This is a genomic window from Psychrobacter sp. UBA2514 (assembly GCF_002341255.1).
GTDB lineage: Bacteria > Pseudomonadota > Gammaproteobacteria > Pseudomonadales > Moraxellaceae > Psychrobacter > Psychrobacter pacificensis.
On the sequence record NZ_DDNS01000006.1, the window covers coordinates 57,491 to 78,694 of the forward strand.

A 21,204-nucleotide genomic window follows, 5' to 3' on the forward strand; every position below is an offset into this window, starting at 1 on the left:
GGGCGCAGTCATTTTTAACTATGATAAATGTCTTTGTCGTTTATCGTTTAATAGCAAGCACTAAGAAACAGCGCTACCCATATCACTGAAAAATCAATAAAAGCAACAGGATAGATTTATGAGTGTACGTCCCACCAACTTTGAGACTTTGAAGCGTCGAGCCAAGCAAAGTATCATGCCGCTACTGACCCCGCATCTTTTAAAGCTGCGACTCAATACTTACGCGCCCTATATCGGTGCAGGCATCAAAATCGACCACATCAGCCTCGATCAGGGATTGTGCGTGGTCAGCATGGAACTGACCACTCTCAACAAAAATATCGTCGGTACTCAATTCGGTGGTAGTTTATACTCCATGGTAGATCCCTTCTATATGCTCATGCTGATGCATCAATTAGGTAGCAACTATGTGGTCTGGGACAAAAGCTCACATATTGATTTTATCGCGCCCGGTAACAGTAAAGTCACCGCGCGAATGAAAATACCTAGCGCTGAGGTGATTACCATTCAAGAGTTGGCAAAAGACGGTGAAGCTGTATTTCGTGAATATAAAGTCGATATCGTAGACGATCAGCAAAAGCTCATTGCTACCGTCACCAAAACCTTGTATATCAGACTACGCAAATACAGCAAATCTAAAGAGCAGGCCAGCCGAATTGAAACACCCCATACTGAATAGTTTTTGGCTACTTTACTGGTAAGGCTTTTTGACTAATGACAAGGCATAGTATCTATCAGCTGTGAATATCCAGTTAACCACTCAGCAAGTTTAAATTGATAAGCGCGCACATACAAAAACCCCAATCTAGCATTCGCATAGATTGGGGTTTTGTCTTTTTTGGTATGGCCCGCTTATTTATAAATAAACCTATGAATAAGGGCTTGTATCTACTATTACCTTGTTTTGAGTCAATTCTAAAACCATACAATCAACTCAAAACGGCAAACTTGTGCTTAAATACCAGGTGCAGTATCAACGGCATCAGGTACACCAGCGTCAGTCTTTTTCTGAGCTGGACGTGGCGCAAGTTTTTCGCGGATACGTGCTGATTTACCAGAACGCTCACGTAAGTAGTACAGTTTCGCACGGCGAACAGCACCGCGGCGTTTCACTTCAATGCTATCGATCAGTGGTGAGTGCAGCTGGAATGCACGCTCAACACCAACGCCGCTTGAGATTTTACGTACGGTAAACGCTGAGTTTAGACCACGGTTACGCTTAGCAATTACAACGCCTTCAAAAGCCTGTAAACGCTCACGCTCACCTTCACGTACTTTTACTTGTACCACAACGGTATCGCCGGGTGCAAAGTTTGGGCGCTCGATCAATTGAGCGTTTTCGATGACCTGAACCAATGGATGCTTGTTGCTCATGAGAGTTATCTCCTCACATTAGATAATAGAGGCTTTACGCATATCACCTGTTTGTAATAATTAATCGTATCTCTTTATAGTGAGATACAACATAAATGGGTTATAACCAACGGCCACTATGCGATGACTCGTTTTATTATTGCTCAAAATTCTGTTTCTTAACTGTTTATCAAGCTTAATGACGATAAAGTCAGGTATCAACAACCTACTTTTTATCTGCTTTTGCTAGTGCTTTAAGCCATTTCGCTTGCTCTACCGTCGGAGTAAACGCTTGCCACAAATCTGGACGACGCGCTTGCGTACGACTGACTTGCTGAGCAAAACGCCACTTGGCGATATTGGCATGGTGTCCTGACAGTAACACTTCAGGAACCGCCATACCCGCAAACTCATGCGGCTTGGTATAGTGTGGACAATCAAGCAAGCCATCGACAAACGAGTCCTGCTCTGCTGACTTGTCATCCCCCATGATATCGGGCAAACGACGTATCACACTATCCATCAGCACCATTGCTGGTAGCTCACCACCAGTCAACACATAATCGCCTAATGATACTTCCATATCGACATATTGTGACAGTAGGCGCTCGTCGATGCCTTCATAACGACCGCATAATAAAATCATGCCATCATAATAAGTCATACCGACGACACTACTCTCACTAAGCGTTTGCCCTTGCGGTGACATATAAATCACCGGACAATGCTCACTATCGACACGGCAACCGTATTCCTTGGCACGCAAGCGTGCATCCTCAATGGCTTTTGACAATGGCTCAGCCATCATCACCATCCCAGGACCGCCACCATAAGGGCGCTCATCAATACGGCGATAGTTATCAGTGGTATAATCACGTGGATTAATGCATTCAATCGTAACTTGCTCCTGAGTCACTGCCCGTCCCGTGATTCCAAACTCACGAATCGTGGCAAACATCTCAGGAAAAATACTAATGACGGCAAAATACATCTGATGTCTACTTACATTGAGGCTAAAACAATCGGTGTGACTATTAATAAATTCTGATAATAAATTCTGACTAAAAAGCCAGAAGCGATATCACCAGAGGCAATATTAATAATCACTTGGCCATGCCACAAGTACGGTTTTTTCAGTCGTATCGACTTCTATCACCGTTTGCTTATGCCATGGAATTAGGCGCTCTTCATTATCCAAACTGTCTGAATTGGCTGCCACGCGCATGATGTCATGGGCACCAGTTTCAAACATTTCAGTGATATTGCCTAAATACTCGTTCTGCTCGTTCATCACGCGCATACCGACCAAATCCGACCAATAATATTCGTCTTCAGCTGTTTCCGGCAAGACATTTTGTTCGACCCAAACGGTCACACCGTTCATGGTCTCAGCAACATTGCGATCAGGAATCTGCTCAAATTGAGCCACAAGTCCTGTGCCTTGCTCACGCCAAGCTTTCACAGTCAAAGGTTTCATGCCAGTAGCAGTTTTCATCCACCACGGCTTCATGTCGAATATTGCTGTACGATCATCCGTATCGCTAAATACCCAAAGCCAACCTTTGATGCCATAGGGCTTCTTGAGTTGACCAATTTTCATGAGATCACTAGCGTTTGGAGTGGATGACATAGCAGCTAACCTAACAATGATTACAACAACAATTGCAAAAACAATTGTGTCAAAAGCGATAAACAGTTAATGGCGCACCCTGGTCAGACCAGTTACGCTATGTGTTCTAAAGTCTACTGAATCAGCTTGTAATAAGACTACGAGCGACTCAATAACAACGGAAACTTAAGCAGTTGCTTCAGTTTGTGCTGCAGACTTGTTGTAAGCTTTTGCTAATGAAGCAACGCGATCTGAAGGTTGTGCACCTTTTGCGATCCACGCATTGTACGCTTCCATGTTTAGGCGTACTGCTTCTTCAGACTCTTTAGCGAGTGGGTTAAAAAAGCCGATGTTTTCAATGTAGCGACCGTCACGCGCGCGGCGTTGATCAGCAACAACTACTTGATAAAATGGGCGTTTCTTGGCACCGCCCCGTGCTAAACGAATAACAACCATGTGAATTCTCTCTTTCGCAGGTATACCAAAAAGGGCATAATTATATCACAGTCTTGATTTATTGAAAACATAAACTGTGCTTATTTAATTATTTATTAACAATAGCTTAAATACCCGTCTATGTAAAACATAATCGAGCATAACCGTACGTTTTATACAATTATTAAGGACTCTCTATTTTAATCAGTTACTAAAATATACCGCGCTTTAGATTTGGTATTATTAAAATATTGGAGAGGCACATAACAAACTGCTTAAATGAATAGCGTCACAGTAAGATTCATCGATTATGCTATTCTATGGTGTGTTGAAATAGACTGGCACACCCTACTCTCAGCCGCCATGTTTAGAAATAACCTGCTCTTTCTCCAAAATACAATTGCGGCTTAACTCAAAACCAAATTTAATCAGACATTTTCTTAATCTGCTGGATTTATATGATTACTCCAAACTCAAAGCCCCGTCGCAAAGGTTGGCTGCCACGTTCTTATTCCAATACTTGGCTGACAACCTTGATGGTCGCTTTTATTGTTCTCATAAGTGTGAGTTTGTCGATTTTATTCTTTTGGCGCAGTCTTTATCTGCCAGAACTCAAAAACCATGCGCGTTATTTGACAAGTGAGCTGCGATTAATCAATAGCGTAAACGAAGACTGGCAATATCGTCCTGATATCCGCCAATGGGTGTATCAACATTCTCATGTCGTGGTGGTGAACAACCCCAGTGACTTTCCAGAGGTGGCTGACAAAGCATTTGTGAGCTTCTTTACTGATGTGCTGCAGTATGAGATTGGTGCACAGCTGGGTCGACCTGTCGAAGTTTATTTCAAGTTCAAACCAACACCGCAGCTTTGGGTACAAGACAGCCGCGATGACAGTTTCTGGATTCGTGAGCCAGTGGTTTATTACTCGCAGTACAGCCCAACATTGCTCATATTGTTTTTGATTGGTTTGCCTATCTTATCGCTGCTAACGATTATTTTGTTAGCTAGGCAATTGAACCGCCCTTTACGTTATCTACAACGTGCAGCGACTAACTATATTCGTCTGGGTCATGCGACCACACTGCCAACGCAAAAAGGCCCTACCGAGATACGTCAAGTAAACATGGCTTTCAACCGTCTATTTACAACATTAAATCAAGCCCAAAAAGAGCGAACCATCATGCTCGCTGGTATCTCACATGACTTGCGTACGCCATTGACTCGTATGCGTTTGACTGCTGAGATGCTACCAGATGATTTTTTTCGTGAAGGGCTAATTTACGACATTGAGGATATGGATGCGATTTTAGAGCAGTTCATCTCATTTATGAAAGACGGCTCCGATGAGCCAGTTAGCTTGACCAATTTGGACACGATATTTAATGAGATCATGGTGCAGTTCGCACCCATGAAGTTCGTTTATCAATCAGAGTGTCACAAGGTCATTCCTGTACGCCCCTTATCCATCAAGCGTCTCATCATCAACCTGATCAATAACGCCAATCGTTATGGCAAACCGCCGATTTATCTATCAGCCACGGTGATACCAACATTTATAGAAACGGTTGAAGAAGAAGATAGCGATGTCGTCAGTGAGAACGTTGTCAATAAAGAAGCACAAGAGCAACTGATGATTTGTGTGCGTGACTGCGGTGACGGTGTGGCAGAGGATCAATTGGAGCGTATCATGCAGCCATTTGAGCGTGGGGAGACCGCACGTACTACCCAAGGTAGCGGTCTAGGACTAGCCATTGTAGACCGCATTGCACGATTACATCATGGCACAGTTGAGGCCATCAATCATCCCGATGGTGGGTTGCAAGTATGTGTGCGTATACCTCTACTCTCTAAAGTTGCTGGAGACAATACTTTGGCTGCTGATGCAGTCGATGACACATCTACAGTCGATAGTATTACATCGAATGCAGACAACTCTTAACACTATAGCTCAGACAAACCCTGCGTGGATAAATTAATCTTTGCTACCAATGATAGGCGGAATATATTCAGCACTATTAGTAAATGCTAATGGCTGAGTAATTTCTTCTTTGGCTGTCTTTAGCGTTTGGGTTGTTGATGGCTGCTTTAGAAACAAGTAGTAACCCAGCGTAATCGCATTCAATAGCACCAAGCCACCAAATAAATATGGCATCCTTTGCCTCCTGTATTGTCAAACTATCCTAGAATAAGCTGCTGCAAGCATGACACCTGATTATCAAAATATTGGTAATCAGGTTCGTTTAATGATGACAACTTTTTACTTGTCATCATTGTTCAGCATTGTTATTTAGTATCAAAATCGCGTTCGCTTTTTTCTTGCGTCAATTCATCAGCAGCCAAAACTTGTGTCAATGGTTTGATAGGCCATGTCATTACGAATCTTGCGCCGCCAAGTTCTCGGCTCTCATCTACTTTCATACTACCATTAAACCAAAAGGCAATGCGCGATACAATAGACAGACCTAGGCCGTAGCCGCCTGATGCTCGTGTACGGCTATCATCCAAGCGCGAAAACGGTATAAATACTTTTTCACGATCAGCCTCAGGAATACCATGACCGTCGTCTTCGACGCTAACGAAAGCATTGCCCTTCTTAACACCAGCACTCACGATAATAGTAGTTTCAGCATAACGTAAAGCATTACCTGCAAGATTCTGAATCACACGGTGCAGATAGCGTCGATCAGCAATCGCGGTTACTTTCGCATTTGGCAAGTTGGTCACTATTTTAATCGGCTTACCTAGTGCATTGGTCTCACGCTCAATCTGCTGTAGCAGCTCTCTGAGATTTACTGGTTCTAAATCTAATTTTGGCGAGCCCTCTTCGAGCTTGGCATAAGTTAAAATCTCATCAATCAAGCCATTCAGTGATTCGATATCTTCATCGATATAGTCACGCTGCATAAAGCGTGAATCTTCGTCATCAGTATCAGCCAGCATATCTACCGCAAATCGAATACGAGCAACTGGCGTACGAAGCTCATGTGATACGGCTCGCGTGAGCTCTCGTTGCGACTCAATCAAACGCTTTATATGTGACGTCATTGCGTTAAAGGTGGCTGATAGACGTGCGATCTCATCTTGACCAATGACTTGTACTTGAATATCAAGGTTGCCTTTACTCACCTCATTAACACCAACTTGAATCAGCTGTAGCTTGCGCTCAAGTGGGAAAATGAGCGCATAAACACCCAAACTGATTAAAAACATACTAATCAGGATCATACTAATAATCAAATTAAGTGGAAACCAGTTAAATAAGGGTACAGGGCCTATCAAGACTGCCATATCATTGATTTCAGACGGAACCACTATCTTGATGGCCGAGCTACTGGTACTACTATTAGGGTCTTGTAATGAGATGACCACTTCATCGCGGCGTAGGCGTGACATTTGATCTGAATCTAAATCGAGCGTGTTAACAGGCACAAATGCCAGAGGAAAAGAAAATTTCTCCTCAAGTTCGGCCAAGCGTGCACGTTTATCAGACAAGGTGACTTCATAAGACAAATCGTCCAATAAAAAGACCGCAATTGCTCTGACTTGTTGCTCCGTAACCTCCGATATCCGTGCTGTTAGGACATTCTCATTATCCGGCAAGCGATAATAAACATCTGCATACACAGGCTGTTCGACATAACGCACAACGGTATTGTCATTTTCAAAACGTCTCAGCTCGCTTGCGGTAAAATCTATGTCATCAATAGGTATGATTTTAAAATTTGCCCCGAACAAACTACTTGCATCAGACAACCAGTATTCACGCTCTTCTGCAGTGTTTTGGTGAGAAATACCTTCGCTCACCAAATGAAAAGCCCCCATTGCCATGTTTTCACGGTAGGACTGTACACGCTCCTTATTGATAGTACCCATCAATAACTGCGCAAACAATGCTACGCACAAACAGACTATGAGTAGTCCAGCATAGATACGAACAAAAATACTGTGTTTTAAAGAAGAGACTAATGACATACGTGCCGTGACCAACTTAATAAATAAAAACTGCTGATATCTTATAGCCTATGAGCACTGCTATATTACTAATATCAAGCTCTGTAGAATAGAATGATTAAACGCCAAATAATATACTCAAGTTCATATACCATTATGTTCCATAAAAAACGTGCAAATAGTTTATGTATTTAATCAGCGTCTATAATAATTGCTTAATTAAACCACATAACACCGCATTTAAGTTTAAAAATTAAAATTTAGCCACAAAAAAACCAGCATAATGGCTGGTTTTTTTGTGAAGTGATTCTCAATATTTCATGACTATATGAATCAGTTCGACCTAGTTACCTTCTTTCACGAACAGGTAGCCTTTACTACGTACTGTTTTGATACGTTTTGGGTTCTCTGGATCATCACCGATTTTTGGACGGATACGCGAGATACGTACGTCAATAGAGCGATCTTGACCATCATATTCAATACCGCGCAGGCGCTCAAAGATATCTTCACGCGATAAAATGCGACCAGCATTCGATGCAAGTAACCATAATAAATCATATTCGGCGCTAGTAAAATCTACCAGCTCATCACTAAGCGTGACTGAACGACCACCGTTATCGATGACCAACTCACCAAACTCTAGACGCTGTGGCACATCTTCTGATGGTGCATTTTCTGAGCGGCGCAATAACGCACGAATACGAGCTAATAGTACGCGCGGCTGGGCGGGTTTGGCAACATAATCATCAGCACCCATCTCAAGGCCGAGTACTTGATCCATGTCTTCAGTACGGGCAGTCAACATCAGAATTGGATTTTGATAATGCGGACGCACTTCACGGCATACGGTCAGACCATCGCTACCAGGAAGCATAACATCAAGTACGACCATGTCTGGTTGCTCATTGACGATACGGCGAATAGCGCGGTTACCATCAGTTTCAATTGCTACTTCTAAACCATTTTTGACCAAGTAATCTTGAGTCAACATGGCCAGACGCTCATCATCTTCAACAATCAAGATTCGGGGGGTGTTGTCTTCTTCAGTCGTTGTCATTGTTATATCCTCTAATACATCTAAATTAAAAGCAGTAAAAGTAAGAGCGGTAAAAATTAATAGCACCATAAAGTGGCACAATCGATGTTCGTATAGCTGTTACAAACTTAGCAGCACAGTATACTATTAAACCTATCGCTTGCTATACTATAGCTGATAGTCGTTAACAAAACCTATAAACTATACCGAATAAAACTTTAGTTTACGTCCAAGAATAAAGTGATTTATCCTCTACTGGCTAATCGTTTTATTCTGATTTGCCAATCACTGCCTAAATACATATAAATTGTCAAAATGAGTGATACATTAAGCTTACATGCGCTCAATCATCACTCCCTATTTACAATGTTTCATTGTCTAATATAACGACATATTACGATTGTCGCCAGTCACTTTTGGACAAATTCTCATATTATTTTATGTGACAATGGATGAGTGGCTATATTTTAAAGAAGACATGAATGATGGATTCATCTATTTGAATTTAGTGAATTTAGCTTAAAAAAGACTGACAATAAAAAATCCATAGGCACAAAAAAACAGTCCATAAAGGACTGTCTTATTGTTGCTTGAGAATCCAAGCTAAAAATATCTAACCAAAACTCTGCTTTACGCGCGGTTTTTATACTTGCGAATAGTTTGTAATTGTCCGACTGATTCTGCAAGCGACGCTAAAGCTGCATTGGTTTGTAGTGTATCAGACTGATTGACCAGCATTTGCTCTGCTTTTTTGCGTGCTTCAACGATTTTGCTTTCGTCAAGATTGTGCGCACGCATAGCGGTATCAGCCAATACAGTTGCCATTTTTGGTTGTACTTCTAGTACACCACCTGAAACATAAATGATTTCTTCTTCGCCGTTTGCTTTTTGCACTCGCATTGCACCCGGTTTTAGCAAAGTAATCAGCGGTGTGTGACCTGGCAATACACCAATCTCGCCTTCGGTACCAGTAGCTATTAACATGCTAATTTCGCCTGAATACAACTCTTCACGAGCACTTACGACGCGACATTGTAACGTTGCCATACTTAACTCCTTACCATCAAAGCGCAATCAAAAAACAGTAAACACTGCGATGCGTTACTAAAGAGTAGATATAAAATTTACATTATACCTACTCATTAACTCATGCTCATACAACTTACGCTGCAGAAGACTTCATTTTTTCAGCTTTAGCAACAACTTCATCGATGCTACCAGCCATGTAGAATGCTTGTTCTGGCAGGTCATCATACTCACCTGAGATGATTGCTTTAAAGCTAGCAATGGTATCGCGTAGTGGTACGTATTTACCAGGTGCACCCGTAAAGACTTCAGCGACGTGGAATGGCTGAGACAAGAAGCGCTGAATCTTACGAGCGCGATAAACAACCAATTTATCTTCTTCTGATAGCTCATCCATACCCAAGATAGCAATGATGTCTTTAAGCTCTTTATAACGCTGCAATACTTCCTGAACACCACGAGCAACGTTGTAATGCTCTTCACCGATAACTTGTGGATCTAGCTGACGCGACGTCGAATCTAATGGATCAACCGCAGGATAGATACCCTGTGATGCGATATCACGGCTTAGTACGACTGTTGCATCCAAGTGAGCAAACGTTGTAGCAGGTGATGGATCGGTCAAATCATCTGCAGGTACGTAAACGGCTTGAACTGAAGTAATCGAACCTGACTGCGTTGACGTAATACGTTCTTGCAGTAAGCCCATCTCTTCAGCGAGTGTTGGCTGATAACCAACCGCTGATGGCATACGGCCAAGTAGTGCCGATACTTCTGTACCCGCTAGTGTATAGCGGTAGATGTTATCAACAAACAACAGTACGTCACGACCTTTGCCAGTAACAGGATCTTTGGTATCACGGAAGTACTCAGCCATGGTCAAACCAGACAGTGCAACGCGTAAACGGTTACCTGGTGGCTCATTCATCTGGCCATATACCATTGCTACTTTAGACTTACTAAAGTCTTCAGTGTTTACAACGCCAGCTTCCTGCATTTCGTGATAGAAATCGTTACCCTCACGAGTACGCTCACCAACACCAGCAAATACTGATAAACCTTCATGTTTTAGAGCGATGTTGTTGATCAGCTCCATCATGTTAACGGTCTTACCAACACCAGCACCACCGAACAGACCAACTTTACCACCTTTAGCAAACGGGCAAAGTAGATCAATAACTTTAATACCCGTCTCTAGTAGCTCAGTGCTGTTTGATTGCTCAGCATAACTTGGTGCTTCACGGTGGATAGACCATTTATCATCAGCAGTAACAGGACCTTCTTCATCGATAGGACGACCAAGAACATCCATGATGCGACCTAGCGTACCAGTACCTACAGGCACAGAAATCGGTGCACCAGTATTAGTAACAGGTAGGTTACGCTTTAAACCTTCGGTTGAACCCATTGCAATAGTACGTACGATACCATCACCTAGCTGTTGCTGTACTTCTAGGGTGGTTTCGGTACCATCTACTTGCAAGGCATCAAAAATTTGAGGAACTTCATTACGGTTGAACTCAACGTCAAGAACCGCGCCAATAATCTGTACAATACGACCGCTACTCATTGCGTTCTCCTTGAACTTCTATATATAGGTGTAGTCAATTATGAAACAGCAGCAGCACCGCCAACGATTTCCGAGATTTCTCGGGTAATCGCCGCTTGACGCAGCTTGTTATAAACCAACTGTAAATCGTTAATAAGGTCACCAGCATTATCTGTTGCCGCTTTCATCGCGACCATACGTGACGACTGCTCAGAGGCAATGTTTTCCATTACCGCTTGATAAACAATCGACTCGATATAGCGACCAAGCAATTCATCAATCAACGTCTTGATGTCAGGCTCGTAGATATAATCCCAGCTAAGTTCTGTCTGTAGACCACTGTCTTCATCACCAAATGACTGCTCTGGTAGAGGTACCAACTGATTAACAGTTGGCTTCTGAGTCATCGCATTGACGAATCGGTTATAGACCACATAGATACGGTCAAGTTTACCGTTACTGTAGTCCTCAAGCATGGCTTGAACCGGTGCATTTAATTGCTCAAACGTTGGTTTGTCACCATAATCGGTCACAGCCGATGTAACATTACCACCAAAGTTTTTGAAGAAGCTGACACCTTTGGCACCGATGACTGCAAACTCAGCTTGTACTGACTGATCTTGATAATCTTGGATACTTTTAGTTAAAGCTTTGAATAAGTTAATATTCAAACCACCCGCTAGGCCACGGTCAGAGGTGATGACAATATAGCCAACCTTATTGACTGGACGCGATACCATATACGGATGTTTGTAGTCTGATGAGGCATGCACCAAATGTGAAATAACCCGGCGCATACTATCAGCATACGGGCGACCCACTTCCATGCGCTCTTGAGCACGGCGCATCTTACTCGCTGCTACCATTTGCATGGCACGAGTGATTTTCTGGGTGCTTTTAATACTGGTGACTTTGGCACGTATCTCTTTTAAGCTTGCCATAATGATTCCAATATAAGAGGGTTAAAAAGCATTGGCGCATGCAACAATCATTTGATATACAACATCACTTTTATAGAATAACATTTTATATCTTGTGGCATTACGCGATCTAATACCGGTCATGGTTAAGACAGTGGCGCCAATATCTAGTCAGACAACGCGCCACTTTTCTAACGACAGTCATAACCACTTCGGCTTAACCCGTTAAATTAATAACTGTGATTTTGTTTAAAGGTCTCTAACGCTGACTTTAAACGACCTGCGATATCATCATTGTAGTTCGCAGTGTCATCAATCTCACGCATCAATTCACTTTGTTCATCATGCATATAACGCAAGTAGGCTTCCTCAAAAGAACCAATCTTCTCGACTGGTACGTCAGCTAAAAAGCCTTCGTTTGATGCATAGATAACCGCTGCTTGCTCAGAGATTGACATTGGCTGATACTGCTTTTGCTTCATCAATTCAGTCACACGCTCACCATGATCAAGCTGTTCGCGAGTGGCGTCATCAAGATCTGAGGCAAACTGAGCAAATGCTGCCAATTCACGATACTGAGCCAGTGCGGTACGAATACCACCAGAGAGCTTTTTGATGATCTTAGTCTGAGCAGAACCACCAACACGCGATACCGAGATACCAGCGTTGACTGCTGGACGGATACCTGAGGCGAATAAGCTAGACTCTAGGAAGATCTGACCATCAGTGATCGAAATGACGTTGGTTGGTACGAATGCAGATACGTCACCAGCTTGTGTTTCGATGATTGGTAGTGCGGTTAAAGAACCAGTTTTACCTTTCACTTCACCGTTAGTGAACTTTTCTACGTAATCCGCGTTTACGCGTGATGCACGCTCAAGTAAACGTGAGTGTAAATAGAATACATCACCAGGATAGGCTTCACGACCTGGCGGACGACGTAGCAATAGTGAAATCTGACGATAAGCAACGGCTTGCTTTGATAAATCATCGAATACAATCAGTGCATCTTCACCGCGGTCACGGAAGTATTCGCCCATCGTACAACCTGAGTAAGGCGCGATATACTGTAGTGCTGCAGGCTCCGACGCTGAAGCTACCACAACAGTGGTGTATTCTAGTGCGCCAGTTTGCTCAAGCTTACGTACCACGTTAGCGATGGTCGAACGTTTCTGACCGATAGCCACGTATATACACTTAATGCCTGAAGCTTTCTGTGCGATGATCGCATCGATAGCCATTGCTGTTTTACCAGTCTGACGGTCACCAATGATAAGCTCACGCTGACCACGACCGATTGGGATCATAGTATCTACGGCTTTATAACCAGTCATCACTGGCTGATCTACTGACTGACGATCGATAACACCAGGGGCGATCTTTTCAACTTTGTCAGTCATCTTGGCATCGATAGGACCTTTGCCATCAATAGGATTACCCAAAGCGTCAACAACACGGCCTAGCAGCTCAGGACCTACGGGTACTTCAAGAATGCGACCAGTACAATAGGCTTTTTGACCTTCTTGTAATTTTAGGAAGTCACCTAGTACTACTGCACCAACAGAATCACGCTCTAAGTTAAGCGCCATTCCGTAGACTTCACCTTCAAACTCAATCATTTCGCCGTACATGGCATCTTCAAGACCATGAATCTGCACGATACCGTCAGATACTTTGACAATCGTGCCTTCATTCTTTGCAGTTGCACCCGCATCAAGGTCTTGAATACGCTGCTTAATCAGGTTACTGATTTCCGCTGGATTCAATTGTTGCATTGCCTTGTTTCCTTTAATTTATGATAACCCGCCCACTGACTCAAATGCTCTTACTGTCACGCAGACATTATATGACTGCGTCGATAAATGGCATTAGGCAGTTAGCTGTGTTTTTAACTGTTGTAACTTGCCGCGCATCGAATCATCAATGATTTTGTCACCGACTTTGATTGTAGCGCCTGCCAATAAGCTTGGATCCACTGATTCATGAATGACTATGCTTGCATTTAGTGATGTAGCAAGACGCGTTTGCAGCATTTGACGCTGTTCATGGGTCAATGGGTAGGCAGAAGTCACATATGCGTCAAGCTGCTTTAAGCTTATTGCCTTGTGACGGCGATAATGCTCATAAACTTCAGGAAGCAGCGCCAGACGCTCTTGTTGCGCCAACTGCTTAACAAAATTATTGAGCTGGGGTGATACTTTAGGGTAGCTAATACTGTTACCGTAGCGAGAACCTTTGCTCTCGCCCAGTAGCTGTTTAAAAGCAGAGTCGCTATCACCGGCTACTTGTGAGCCATAAAGATCGACCAAAGCAGCTGACTTATGCTCAGCAGAAACAGCTGGATTGTCTAGCCAAGTACTGAACGACTTGTCATTGACAACAGTGCTAGCGACAAGTAAGAAATCTTCCCACTCGTTTACAGCGCCGTTTTCATTGGCATAGTCAAACGCGGCTTTAGCGTACGGTCGTGCTAAGGTTGATAAGTCAGCCATTATATCCTCACAATTACAGCTTCGCCGCCAGTTGGTCTAACATACTGGCATGTTTTTGCACATCGACTTTGTCTTGCAAAATCTTCTCTGCACCAAGTACAGCCAGTTCAGCAACTTGGGCACGTAATGATTCACGCGCTTGATTGATTTCTTGGTCGATAGACGCTTGCGCTTGTTGACGAATGCGCTCGCTTTCCGCTTGGGCTTGCGATTTTGCATCTTCGATGAGCTGATTGGCACTCTTGTTTGCTTGCTCGATTAGAGCGGCAGCCTTGGTCTTTGCAAGATCAAGTTCCTGCTGGACATTTTGCTCCGCGGTTGCCAAATCTGCTTTTGCTTTTTCTGCGGCATTCAAACCTTCAGAGATTTTGCGCTGACGCTCATTGATGGCACCGATAAGTGGTGGCCACACGAATTTCATGCAAAAAACCACAAATATTGCAAAAGCAATGGCTTGACCGACGAGGGTAAAATTGATATTCACGTGATCACCTCTTTGTTAATGAAAAACCAGTTTCATTGATCATGTTTGGTAGTCAAATCTTGACTATATTTAATAGAAAACCCTTGAGCACCAAACATGTACAACTGAGCTTTCGGATTAACCTGCTAGAGGGTTAGCGAACAACAATAGCATAGCAATACCAACACCGATCATCGGAATAGCATCCAAAAGACCTGCTACGATGAACATACGAGTTTGCAACTGTGAGCCAAGCTCTGGTTGACGAGCAACGCCTTCTAAGAATTTACCACCTAGAATAGCAAAACCAATACCTGTGCCAAGTGCGCCAAGACCGATAAGTAGTGCTACTGCGATAACTGTGTAACCACCTAATACTGGATCCATTGATGTATCCTCATTTACCTATTGAATGTCTAATTAATGTTCAGTTGATGATGCAAGCGACATATAAACTATCGTCAGCATCATGAATACGAACGCTTGAAGTGTAATAACTAAGATGTGGAAGATAGCCCACGGTACCGATAACGCCCATTGAATCCAAAACGGCATTAGAGCAATCAGTATGAAAATCAATTCCCCAGCATACATGTTACCAAACAGACGCAAACCGAGTGATACAGGTTTTGCTATTAAGGTAACTGCTTCTAGGATGAAGTTGATCGGGATCAAAATCGCTTGTACGATTGGGTTTTTGGCACTAAATGGATGCAGTGTTAACTCACCGATAAAGCCGCCCAACCCTTTTTCTTTAATGCTATAAAAGATAATCAGTGCAAAGACAGAGAACGACATGCCAAGCGTGATGTTAGGATCAGTCGTTGGAACAATCTTAAAGAAAACATGATGGGGATCATGACCCATAGCAGCGCCAACTTGGCCAGCTAAACCTGGAATAAAATCAACAGGGATCAAATCCATCAAGTTCATCAAGAAGATCCAAACAAAAATAGTCAACGCCAATGGCGCGATCAATTTTGATGTACCACTATAAGAATCACGAACGTTGTTATCAACAAACTCAACGATCATCTCAACCGCTGCTTGAGTTTTACTTGGTACGCCTGAAGTAACCTTTTTGGCAACCATCCAAAAGATGGTACAAAATAAAATACCCAGACCCACTGACCAGAGCATAGAATCAAGATGGATAGCGTTAAAGCCCATTTGCGCTGCTTCTTCAGCAGTATGAGCGACTTTCCAACCTTCGCCCGGCAGATAACCGTACGTCCAATTCGTTAAGTGGTGAGAGATATATTCTGATGATGTTTGCTCGGATGCCATAATGTAAGCTTCTTATTAATCAACGATTTAATCAACTACCAAAAATATGGTTGTCATCTGATGGGGTTTGTTATTTCTATTTGCCCTGCAATTAAGCAAACAAATAAATCATACTAAAAGCACCCATGTAACCAACAACATCCAACCCATAGTTCTATTACTAATGCTATATTTGATAACTTGACATAAATTTTAGCTATCAAAAAAGGGCTTATGATAACTCAGTAATAGCCCTTGCATGTATACGCAAAATTATTATATATGTGCTTGTCTACTGGCCGTTTTTTACGACCGGCGCTTAGTGCAGCGCTTATAAACAAAATATTTAGCTGTCTATATTAATGCAGCGTAGTATTCGTGTAAAGTCAATTATGATTTTATTATCCAATGTATGAATAAGTTAGCTGACAATAACGGCTACTAATATAGTTAGTCGTCCATAACTAAACTGTAAAAATTTAATCATCAATGATATTAGTAGCTAAATTGACTCTACCCTATCATTGTGTCGTTGCATACTACGCCTCATATAAAGGCTCATACTTCGATTTTTATAATCAATGGTGCTGTCATGGGACAGTTTTGTACTTTGACTTTTTGAACTAGTCATAGAGAAGTTGGACGGCAGGGTGACTTGCCATTACTATGAATAAATTATCTATGTAGTGATCATTTATTAGCGCTAGCGTATATGCCACAACATCCAACTGTGACTAATTTGCATTACCATAAAACCGATAAATAGCGCAGGTGCCGATAGGGGTTGTACGGTAATAAAAATTAGTGCGAAACCAAACACAGTCAATAGCCATTTAGCCATCTGACCTCGATATAGCTGGCTAACGATATGTTGGCGCGCGCGATATCCAGTGTACCAAAAGATAAAAAAAGCAAAAACAACTTGAGTCGTAAAACTGAGCAGCGCACCAATGGCGGCGCTTTTTGCTACAGTAAGCTCACTACGTAACCAAATCGTATCTATAATCCAAGCAATAATGATAAGGATAAACAATATCCATGCTTGCCGTTTGATATAGATGCCTATTTTATCTTTTTGCGTGCGTTTGGCAGGCTTGGTCATCGATATTCCTATAGCCTTTCAGCATTGGGATAATATAGCATACTTACATCACTTTTATCCGTAAATGACTTACTCTACAGGCATTATCTTTAAACCAAAATAAAACGCCACTTATTATAAGGAGACAGCCACTATTAAGCAAGTAAAATATGACTTTTATCAGTCACCTAACGCAACCCACTAGTATTGCTATGTTACGTAGCCGTACCAGATACTTGAAAAACAGCTGTCTCACTCTTTTTAAAACTTTAGCTTATAGAACAACCCTAACGAATAGATTCCTATTCTAGGATATACATTGGTGGATTTGCTGAGCCATTTCTGTCCATCCTTCTACAAAGTCTTCGCTATCGCTCATGTCTTCGATTTGGACAGTGGTATTGATAGGCTGCAATTTGACAAGCAATCCTTTGCTAGCGGTGCTCTGATTGACTAAGCACATTTGTTTGGTTGGACGATTATCATTAAGCCAGCGCAATTGACTTGCTTTTGGAGCAAGGTGATGGTCTGGGCTTAAGCTACCTGCCAGCTTTATTTTTGTGGCATTTTCAATATATTGATAGGCATCGTGATAGGCCCAATAAGGACGCTGTTTTTGTGTGGATTGCTGTATTTTCGCTACAGCATTGTCCATACGCTGTGCAAATTTTTTGGCGTTGGCTTGGTAGGTACTTTTATACTCTGGATTGGCATGGCTATGAATAACAGCTAAGGCACGAGTAATGGCCTTTGCATTTTCAGGATCGAGCCAGATATGTGGATCAAACGTGCCCGCAATAGGCTTTCCTTGAATATCACGAAGAGGATGCCGAGTAAAAGCATCAAAAGCAAATAAGTCAATGGCATTAGGTGCCATCTCTAAACTGCCAGTCAGGCTGTTTTCTAATGAGGGACCAAACCAAACCACAAATTTACTGTCTTGAATGGCTTTCTTATCACTTGGACTAATACTGCCATGATGCCCCACATCGCCAGCTTGTAAAATTTGGTTAGCAGAAGGTGTGCCTTCCGTTACGGCTTGACTGAGTAAAAACATGGGATGATTGCTGACACTGACCGTTGCTGCGTGCGCGCTTAATGTAAAAGAGCCTAAGACTACCAATCCTGTAATCAGTAAGCGCTGTAACGTAATGATTGAGCGTCGTAAATAAGTAAAAGCAGAGTTCATGGTAAGCTCTTTAATCAATGAGTAACAAAGTTATGAGTCACAGTGTCGTGCCGCATCATTGGATAAAAAATGATCAATATATATAAGCGATGTGAGACAACTGATTCGATTTCACGTTTATTATGTTATACTATAACAATAGAAAACGCTATCATAAAAAACGTCATGCGATTACCATGCTATTTTGGGAGCCTGTACTATGTCTACTACCTCATCGAATTGCGAACATTTACATGATGTGCAAGATTTGACTCCGCATGACGTTATTGAACGCTTAGCAGCAGCAAAAGAGCACTGTCGTCTAAGTGGGGCACGTTTTACCCCTTTGCGCCAGCAAATATATCAGCTGGTTTTAGAGTCTGATCAACCTGTTGGTGCTTATGACTTAATCACGCAATTGCAGCAAATGCGCCTCTTTGAGATGGATGATAGTGATACGCTAAAAGCATCTGGCTTATCAAAGCAATCTGTAGAAAAACCATCAACCAAAAAGCGAGCGCCAAAAAATGTTGCGCCGCCGACGGTTTACCGCAGCTTAGAGTTTTTACTAAGTGAAGGGTTGATTCATCAATTAACGTCTATCAATGCTTATGTTCCTTGCTGCCATCCCAGAGCACAGCACACAGCTGCCTTTTTAATCTGCGATCAGTGCCAGCGAGTTCAAGAATGTAGCAGCTTACCAGTACAAGAAATGATGAGTTTCGCTGAACAAGATGTCGGTTTTACGGTTGAGCGTAGTGTTATTGAGCTGAGTGGTCGTTGCCAAGTTTGCCAGTAAGATTTATTGAGGCTCTTTGGTTGCCTGAAAAGTACGTCGCTGTCCTTGATTGTTTATTTGTATTATCCATTTACCTATTCGTTGTTATCCTATGAGCCTGTCTACCTCACCCTCTAACCAGTCGACTACTGCTATTGTGAATAGTAGTACCACGAATGAAGCTGGCAAACTGCTGAGCTTGAACGACGTCAGCTACCATATCGGCCACCAACGTTTGCTCTCACATATTGATATCGATATTGCAATCAATGAGACCGTCAGTATTATCGGACCTAATGGTGCGGGTAAGTCAACGTTGGTCAAGCTTATTTTGGGTCTGATCGAATCCACAAAAGGCAGTATCACAGCTCATCAACAGCTACAGTTTGGCTATGTACCGCAGCGATTCGCTGTGCCACCCATATTGCCGCTGCGCGTCTGCGATTTGTTGGGACAAGCAGATAAGAGACGCCTTACCGCTGAGCAGCGACAGTTTATCTTTGATAATTTATCACTAACGCATTTATTGTCACGACAAATGCTGCAATTATCAGGTGGTGAGACGCAGCGAGTGCTACTGGCAAGGGCGCTATTAGATAAGCCCAATTTACTTATTCTAGATGAACCGATGCAGGGTCTCGATCCTGATACCGAGGTTTGGTTATATCAATTTATCGATGAGTTGCCGGAGTTTTTGCGCTGTGCGATGCTGGTAGTATCACATGATCTGCACTGGGTAATGAAAGGCAGTCGCCGTGTCATTTGTCTCAACAAGCACATTTGCTGTGAAGGACAACCAAGCGAGCTTGCTATGAGCTCTGAGTTTCAAAAGCTATTTGGTCATCATTATGAGCAGCCATATGTGCATCAGCCACATGCTTGCGAGCATCATGCACCAAGCGAGCTATAACGATAATGACCAAAAACAATGATGAACTAAATCGAAAATAGCTAACATCAAATTCGTTAAAGCCAGCGTTACCAGACCGATAGACAGCACTAACTTTTCTTATAAAAATTTTACGGACACTTCTTATGACCGCTTGGTTAGCCATTATTGCACCTGCTTGGATCGCTGGCAGTATTTTAGCCCTACTATCAGCGCCTTTAGGATGCTTAGTCTTGTGGCGACGCATGGCATTCTTTGCCGATGCTTTAGCACATGGTACCTTGCTTGGAGTCGCACTTGCTGCTTGGTGGCAGTTGCCCATGGGTATAGGTGTGGCATTGGTTAGTGCAGCGGTGGTGCTGTGTCTGGTACTGATGGATGATGACCGTCTGCCAGCTGATGCCGTGCTTGCGGTGGTAGCCGTCACGCTGTTGTGTTTGGGGCTATTGACTTTAACGCAGCTGACCAATCAACAAGCCAATGTCTTGGGGTTTTTATTTGGCAATTTACTTGAACTGGACTGGGCGGATTTGCCACTACTCGCTGGTAGTGTACTGGCTGGGTTGGGGCTACTATTGTATATTTGGCCCGCTCAAATAAAACTTGCAACTCATGAAGCATTAGCTCGCATTCAAGGCATTAACCCGACCCGCCAGCGACTATTTTTTATGGGTGTTCTTGCAGGGTTCTGTGCGATTGCGCTACAAGCTGTTGGAAGCTTATTGATCAGTGGTTTATTGGTATTACCTGCACTAACGGCACGCTTATGGTCTTCATCACCAAAACAAATGGTGATCACAGCGTTTATCATTGCGCAGCTCGGCGTGACGCTTGGCGTGTGGGGAAGTATCTGGCTAGATATCCAGACTGGACTCTCTATCGTATTGATATTAGCGATATTGTTTTTTATCGCGCTAATGATTTCGAAGCTAGCCAAAATAAAATTTCGGTCAGCGCGCTAGCGTGCTGATATATAGGCTATAGCAGCATTATACATCTGCTTTAGTCAACTTTATTTCATTGATATCACTAGAGCTTTCATTGGCTTTATGTTATAAACTTGCTTTGCCATTATTTGTACCGATTCACTATATGACTCGTCATTAATTAGTGTTAATAATAGATTAGGGCGTGTTGAACATTCACAAATAGGCACTGCTGATCGCTAAAATTGTTCCAGA

At 42.7% G+C, this 21,204-nt stretch carries 22 protein-coding genes; 5 read left to right on the forward strand and 17 right to left on the reverse strand.

The features are described from left to right. Positions 1–118: 118 nt before the first annotated feature. On the forward strand, positions 119–679 hold the full coding sequence (locus B3V51_RS01730) for a DUF4442 domain-containing protein (RefSeq protein WP_286707858.1): 561 nt from the start codon (positions 119–121) through the stop codon (positions 677–679). 275 nt (positions 680–954) lie between these two features. On the opposite strand, the gene rplS is transcribed toward B3V51_RS01730, so the two are convergent. The 4 genes from rplS to rpsP all read right to left on the reverse strand — a co-directional run bounded on the left by rplS (position 955) and on the right by rpsP (position 3,418). Beyond that, the gene (rplS, locus tag B3V51_RS01735) at positions 955–1,374 is read right to left on the reverse strand and encodes a 50S ribosomal protein L19 (RefSeq protein ID WP_075106449.1); all 420 of its coding nucleotides are present in this window, start codon (positions 1,372–1,374) and stop codon (positions 955–957) included. 205 nt (positions 1,375–1,579) lie between these two features. Continuing rightward, positions 1,580–2,344, reverse strand: coding sequence for a tRNA (guanosine(37)-N1)-methyltransferase TrmD (trmD, locus tag B3V51_RS01740; protein ID WP_286707859.1), 765 nt, complete (start codon positions 2,342–2,344; stop codon positions 1,580–1,582). A gap of 105 nt (positions 2,345–2,449) precedes the next feature. Continuing rightward, a complete protein-coding gene (rimM, locus tag B3V51_RS01745) occupies positions 2,450–2,983 on the reverse strand; it encodes a ribosome maturation factor RimM (protein WP_058023513.1) in 534 nt (177 codons plus the stop codon). A 165-nt stretch (positions 2,984–3,148) separates the two neighbouring features. Next, complete coding sequence (gene rpsP / locus B3V51_RS01750) at positions 3,149–3,418, reverse strand: 30S ribosomal protein S16 (RefSeq protein ID WP_021812802.1); 270 nt, start codon at positions 3,416–3,418, stop codon at positions 3,149–3,151. A gap of 437 nt (positions 3,419–3,855) precedes the next feature. Between rpsP and B3V51_RS01755 the strand changes: the two genes are divergently transcribed. Next, on the forward strand, positions 3,856–5,340 hold the full coding sequence (locus B3V51_RS01755) for an ATP-binding protein (protein WP_093070157.1): 1,485 nt from the start codon (positions 3,856–3,858) through the stop codon (positions 5,338–5,340). A gap of 33 nt (positions 5,341–5,373) precedes the next feature. Here B3V51_RS01755 and B3V51_RS01760 read toward each other — a convergent pair whose 3' ends face one another. The 13 genes from B3V51_RS01760 to B3V51_RS01820 all read right to left on the reverse strand — a co-directional run bounded on the left by B3V51_RS01760 (position 5,374) and on the right by B3V51_RS01820 (position 18,377). Next, a complete protein-coding gene (locus tag B3V51_RS01760) occupies positions 5,374–5,553 on the reverse strand; it encodes a hypothetical protein (protein ID WP_058023511.1) in 180 nt (59 codons plus the stop codon). A gap of 131 nt (positions 5,554–5,684) precedes the next feature. Next, positions 5,685–7,373, reverse strand: coding sequence for an ATP-binding protein (locus B3V51_RS01765; protein ID WP_212564091.1), 1,689 nt, complete (start codon positions 7,371–7,373; stop codon positions 5,685–5,687). A gap of 322 nt (positions 7,374–7,695) precedes the next feature. After that, positions 7,696–8,412: a response regulator gene (locus tag B3V51_RS01770; RefSeq protein WP_071002805.1), complete on the reverse strand. Its 717-nt coding sequence runs from the start codon at positions 8,410–8,412 to the stop codon at positions 7,696–7,698. Between the two features lie 609 nt (positions 8,413–9,021). Continuing rightward, positions 9,022–9,438 (reverse strand): F0F1 ATP synthase subunit epsilon, encoded by a 417-nt coding sequence (locus B3V51_RS01775; RefSeq protein ID WP_093070152.1) that lies wholly within the window; start codon positions 9,436–9,438, stop codon positions 9,022–9,024. A gap of 115 nt (positions 9,439–9,553) precedes the next feature. Beyond that, a complete protein-coding gene (gene atpD / locus B3V51_RS01780) occupies positions 9,554–10,987 on the reverse strand; it encodes a F0F1 ATP synthase subunit beta (protein WP_071002803.1) in 1,434 nt (477 codons plus the stop codon). Positions 10,988–11,025: 38 nt separating this feature from the next. Further along, entirely contained in the window at positions 11,026–11,907 is an 882-nt protein-coding gene (gene atpG, locus B3V51_RS01785) for a F0F1 ATP synthase subunit gamma (protein WP_058023506.1), read from the reverse strand. Positions 11,908–12,116: 209 nt separating this feature from the next. Then, positions 12,117–13,661 carry a F0F1 ATP synthase subunit alpha gene (atpA, locus tag B3V51_RS01790; protein ID WP_071002801.1) on the reverse strand — a complete coding sequence of 515 codons (1,545 nt, stop codon included), beginning with the start codon at positions 13,659–13,661 and terminating at the stop codon, positions 12,117–12,119. A 93-nt stretch (positions 13,662–13,754) separates the two neighbouring features. Next, on the reverse strand, positions 13,755–14,378 hold the full coding sequence (locus B3V51_RS01795) for a F0F1 ATP synthase subunit delta (protein WP_093070149.1): 624 nt from the start codon (positions 14,376–14,378) through the stop codon (positions 13,755–13,757). A 13-nt stretch (positions 14,379–14,391) separates the two neighbouring features. Then, complete coding sequence (locus tag B3V51_RS01800) at positions 14,392–14,862, reverse strand: F0F1 ATP synthase subunit B (RefSeq protein ID WP_071002799.1); 471 nt, start codon at positions 14,860–14,862, stop codon at positions 14,392–14,394. Between the two features lie 117 nt (positions 14,863–14,979). Beyond that, entirely contained in the window at positions 14,980–15,228 is a 249-nt protein-coding gene (gene atpE / locus B3V51_RS01805; protein ID WP_010197960.1) for a F0F1 ATP synthase subunit C, read from the reverse strand. Positions 15,229–15,261: 33 nt separating this feature from the next. After that, positions 15,262–16,128, reverse strand: a complete 867-nt coding sequence (gene atpB / locus B3V51_RS01810) for a F0F1 ATP synthase subunit A (RefSeq protein ID WP_058023502.1) — start codon at positions 16,126–16,128, stop codon at positions 15,262–15,264. A gap of 682 nt (positions 16,129–16,810) precedes the next feature. Next, positions 16,811–17,209 (reverse strand): ATP synthase subunit I, encoded by a 399-nt coding sequence (locus B3V51_RS01815; RefSeq protein ID WP_071002798.1) that lies wholly within the window; start codon positions 17,207–17,209, stop codon positions 16,811–16,813. A 286-nt stretch (positions 17,210–17,495) separates the two neighbouring features. After that, positions 17,496–18,377: a metal ABC transporter solute-binding protein, Zn/Mn family gene (locus B3V51_RS01820; RefSeq protein ID WP_071002797.1), complete on the reverse strand. Its 882-nt coding sequence runs from the start codon at positions 18,375–18,377 to the stop codon at positions 17,496–17,498. Positions 18,378–18,576: 199 nt separating this feature from the next. Between B3V51_RS01820 and B3V51_RS01825 the strand changes: the two genes are divergently transcribed. The 3 genes from B3V51_RS01825 (at position 18,577) to B3V51_RS01835 (ending at position 20,985) form a co-directional block, all read left to right on the forward strand. Continuing rightward, positions 18,577–19,155 (forward strand): Fur family transcriptional regulator, encoded by a 579-nt coding sequence (locus tag B3V51_RS01825; RefSeq protein WP_058023499.1) that lies wholly within the window; start codon positions 18,577–18,579, stop codon positions 19,153–19,155. Positions 19,156–19,246: 91 nt separating this feature from the next. After that, entirely contained in the window at positions 19,247–20,044 is a 798-nt protein-coding gene (locus B3V51_RS01830; protein ID WP_083328917.1) for a metal ABC transporter ATP-binding protein, read from the forward strand. 125 nt (positions 20,045–20,169) lie between these two features. Continuing rightward, a complete protein-coding gene (locus tag B3V51_RS01835) occupies positions 20,170–20,985 on the forward strand; it encodes a metal ABC transporter permease (protein WP_071002796.1) in 816 nt (271 codons plus the stop codon). Positions 20,986–21,204: the final 219 nt, after the last annotated feature.

What these genes read in the sequence shown, in the direction of transcription:
- rimM (WP_058023513.1), bottom strand. Translation starts at nt 2,983, where the DNA reads ATGTCATCCACTCCAAACGCTAGTGATCTCATGAAAATTGGTCAACTC.
- B3V51_RS01825 (WP_058023499.1), top strand. Translation starts at nt 18,577, where the DNA reads ATGTCTACTACCTCATCGAATTGCGAACATTTACATGATGTGCAAGAT.
- B3V51_RS01815 (WP_071002798.1), bottom strand. Translation starts at nt 17,209, where the DNA reads ATGACCAAGCCTGCCAAACGCACGCAAAAAGATAAAATAGGCATCTAT.
- rpsP (WP_021812802.1), bottom strand. Translation starts at nt 3,418, where the DNA reads ATGGTTGTTATTCGTTTAGCACGGGGCGGTGCCAAGAAACGCCCATTT.
- B3V51_RS01795 (WP_093070149.1), bottom strand. Translation starts at nt 14,378, where the DNA reads ATGGCTGACTTATCAACCTTAGCACGACCGTACGCTAAAGCCGCGTTT.
- trmD (WP_286707859.1), bottom strand. Translation starts at nt 2,344, where the DNA reads ATGTATTTTGCCGTCATTAGTATTTTTCCTGAGATGTTTGCCACGATT.
- rplS (WP_075106449.1), bottom strand. Translation starts at nt 1,374, where the DNA reads ATGAGCAACAAGCATCCATTGGTTCAGGTCATCGAAAACGCTCAATTG.
- atpD (WP_071002803.1), bottom strand. Translation starts at nt 10,987, where the DNA reads ATGAGTAGCGGTCGTATTGTACAGATTATTGGCGCGGTTCTTGACGTT.
- atpG (WP_058023506.1), bottom strand. Translation starts at nt 11,907, where the DNA reads ATGGCAAGCTTAAAAGAGATACGTGCCAAAGTCACCAGTATTAAAAGC.
- B3V51_RS01820 (WP_071002797.1), bottom strand. Translation starts at nt 18,377, where the DNA reads ATGAACTCTGCTTTTACTTATTTACGACGCTCAATCATTACGTTACAG.
- B3V51_RS01775 (WP_093070152.1), bottom strand. Translation starts at nt 9,438, where the DNA reads ATGGCAACGTTACAATGTCGCGTCGTAAGTGCTCGTGAAGAGTTGTAT.
- B3V51_RS01755 (WP_093070157.1), top strand. Translation starts at nt 3,856, where the DNA reads ATGATTACTCCAAACTCAAAGCCCCGTCGCAAAGGTTGGCTGCCACGT.
- B3V51_RS01765 (WP_212564091.1), bottom strand. Translation starts at nt 7,373, where the DNA reads ATGTCATTAGTCTCTTCTTTAAAACACAGTATTTTTGTTCGTATCTAT.
- B3V51_RS01770 (WP_071002805.1), bottom strand. Translation starts at nt 8,412, where the DNA reads ATGACAACGACTGAAGAAGACAACACCCCCCGAATCTTGATTGTTGAA.
- B3V51_RS01830 (WP_083328917.1), top strand. Translation starts at nt 19,247, where the DNA reads ATGAGCCTGTCTACCTCACCCTCTAACCAGTCGACTACTGCTATTGTG.
- atpE (WP_010197960.1), bottom strand. Translation starts at nt 15,228, where the DNA reads ATGGATCCAGTATTAGGTGGTTACACAGTTATCGCAGTAGCACTACTT.
- atpB (WP_058023502.1), bottom strand. Translation starts at nt 16,128, where the DNA reads ATGGCATCCGAGCAAACATCATCAGAATATATCTCTCACCACTTAACG.
- B3V51_RS01730 (WP_286707858.1), top strand. Translation starts at nt 119, where the DNA reads ATGAGTGTACGTCCCACCAACTTTGAGACTTTGAAGCGTCGAGCCAAG.
- B3V51_RS01835 (WP_071002796.1), top strand. Translation starts at nt 20,170, where the DNA reads ATGACCGCTTGGTTAGCCATTATTGCACCTGCTTGGATCGCTGGCAGT.
- atpA (WP_071002801.1), bottom strand. Translation starts at nt 13,661, where the DNA reads ATGCAACAATTGAATCCAGCGGAAATCAGTAACCTGATTAAGCAGCGT.
- B3V51_RS01760 (WP_058023511.1), bottom strand. Translation starts at nt 5,553, where the DNA reads ATGCCATATTTATTTGGTGGCTTGGTGCTATTGAATGCGATTACGCTG.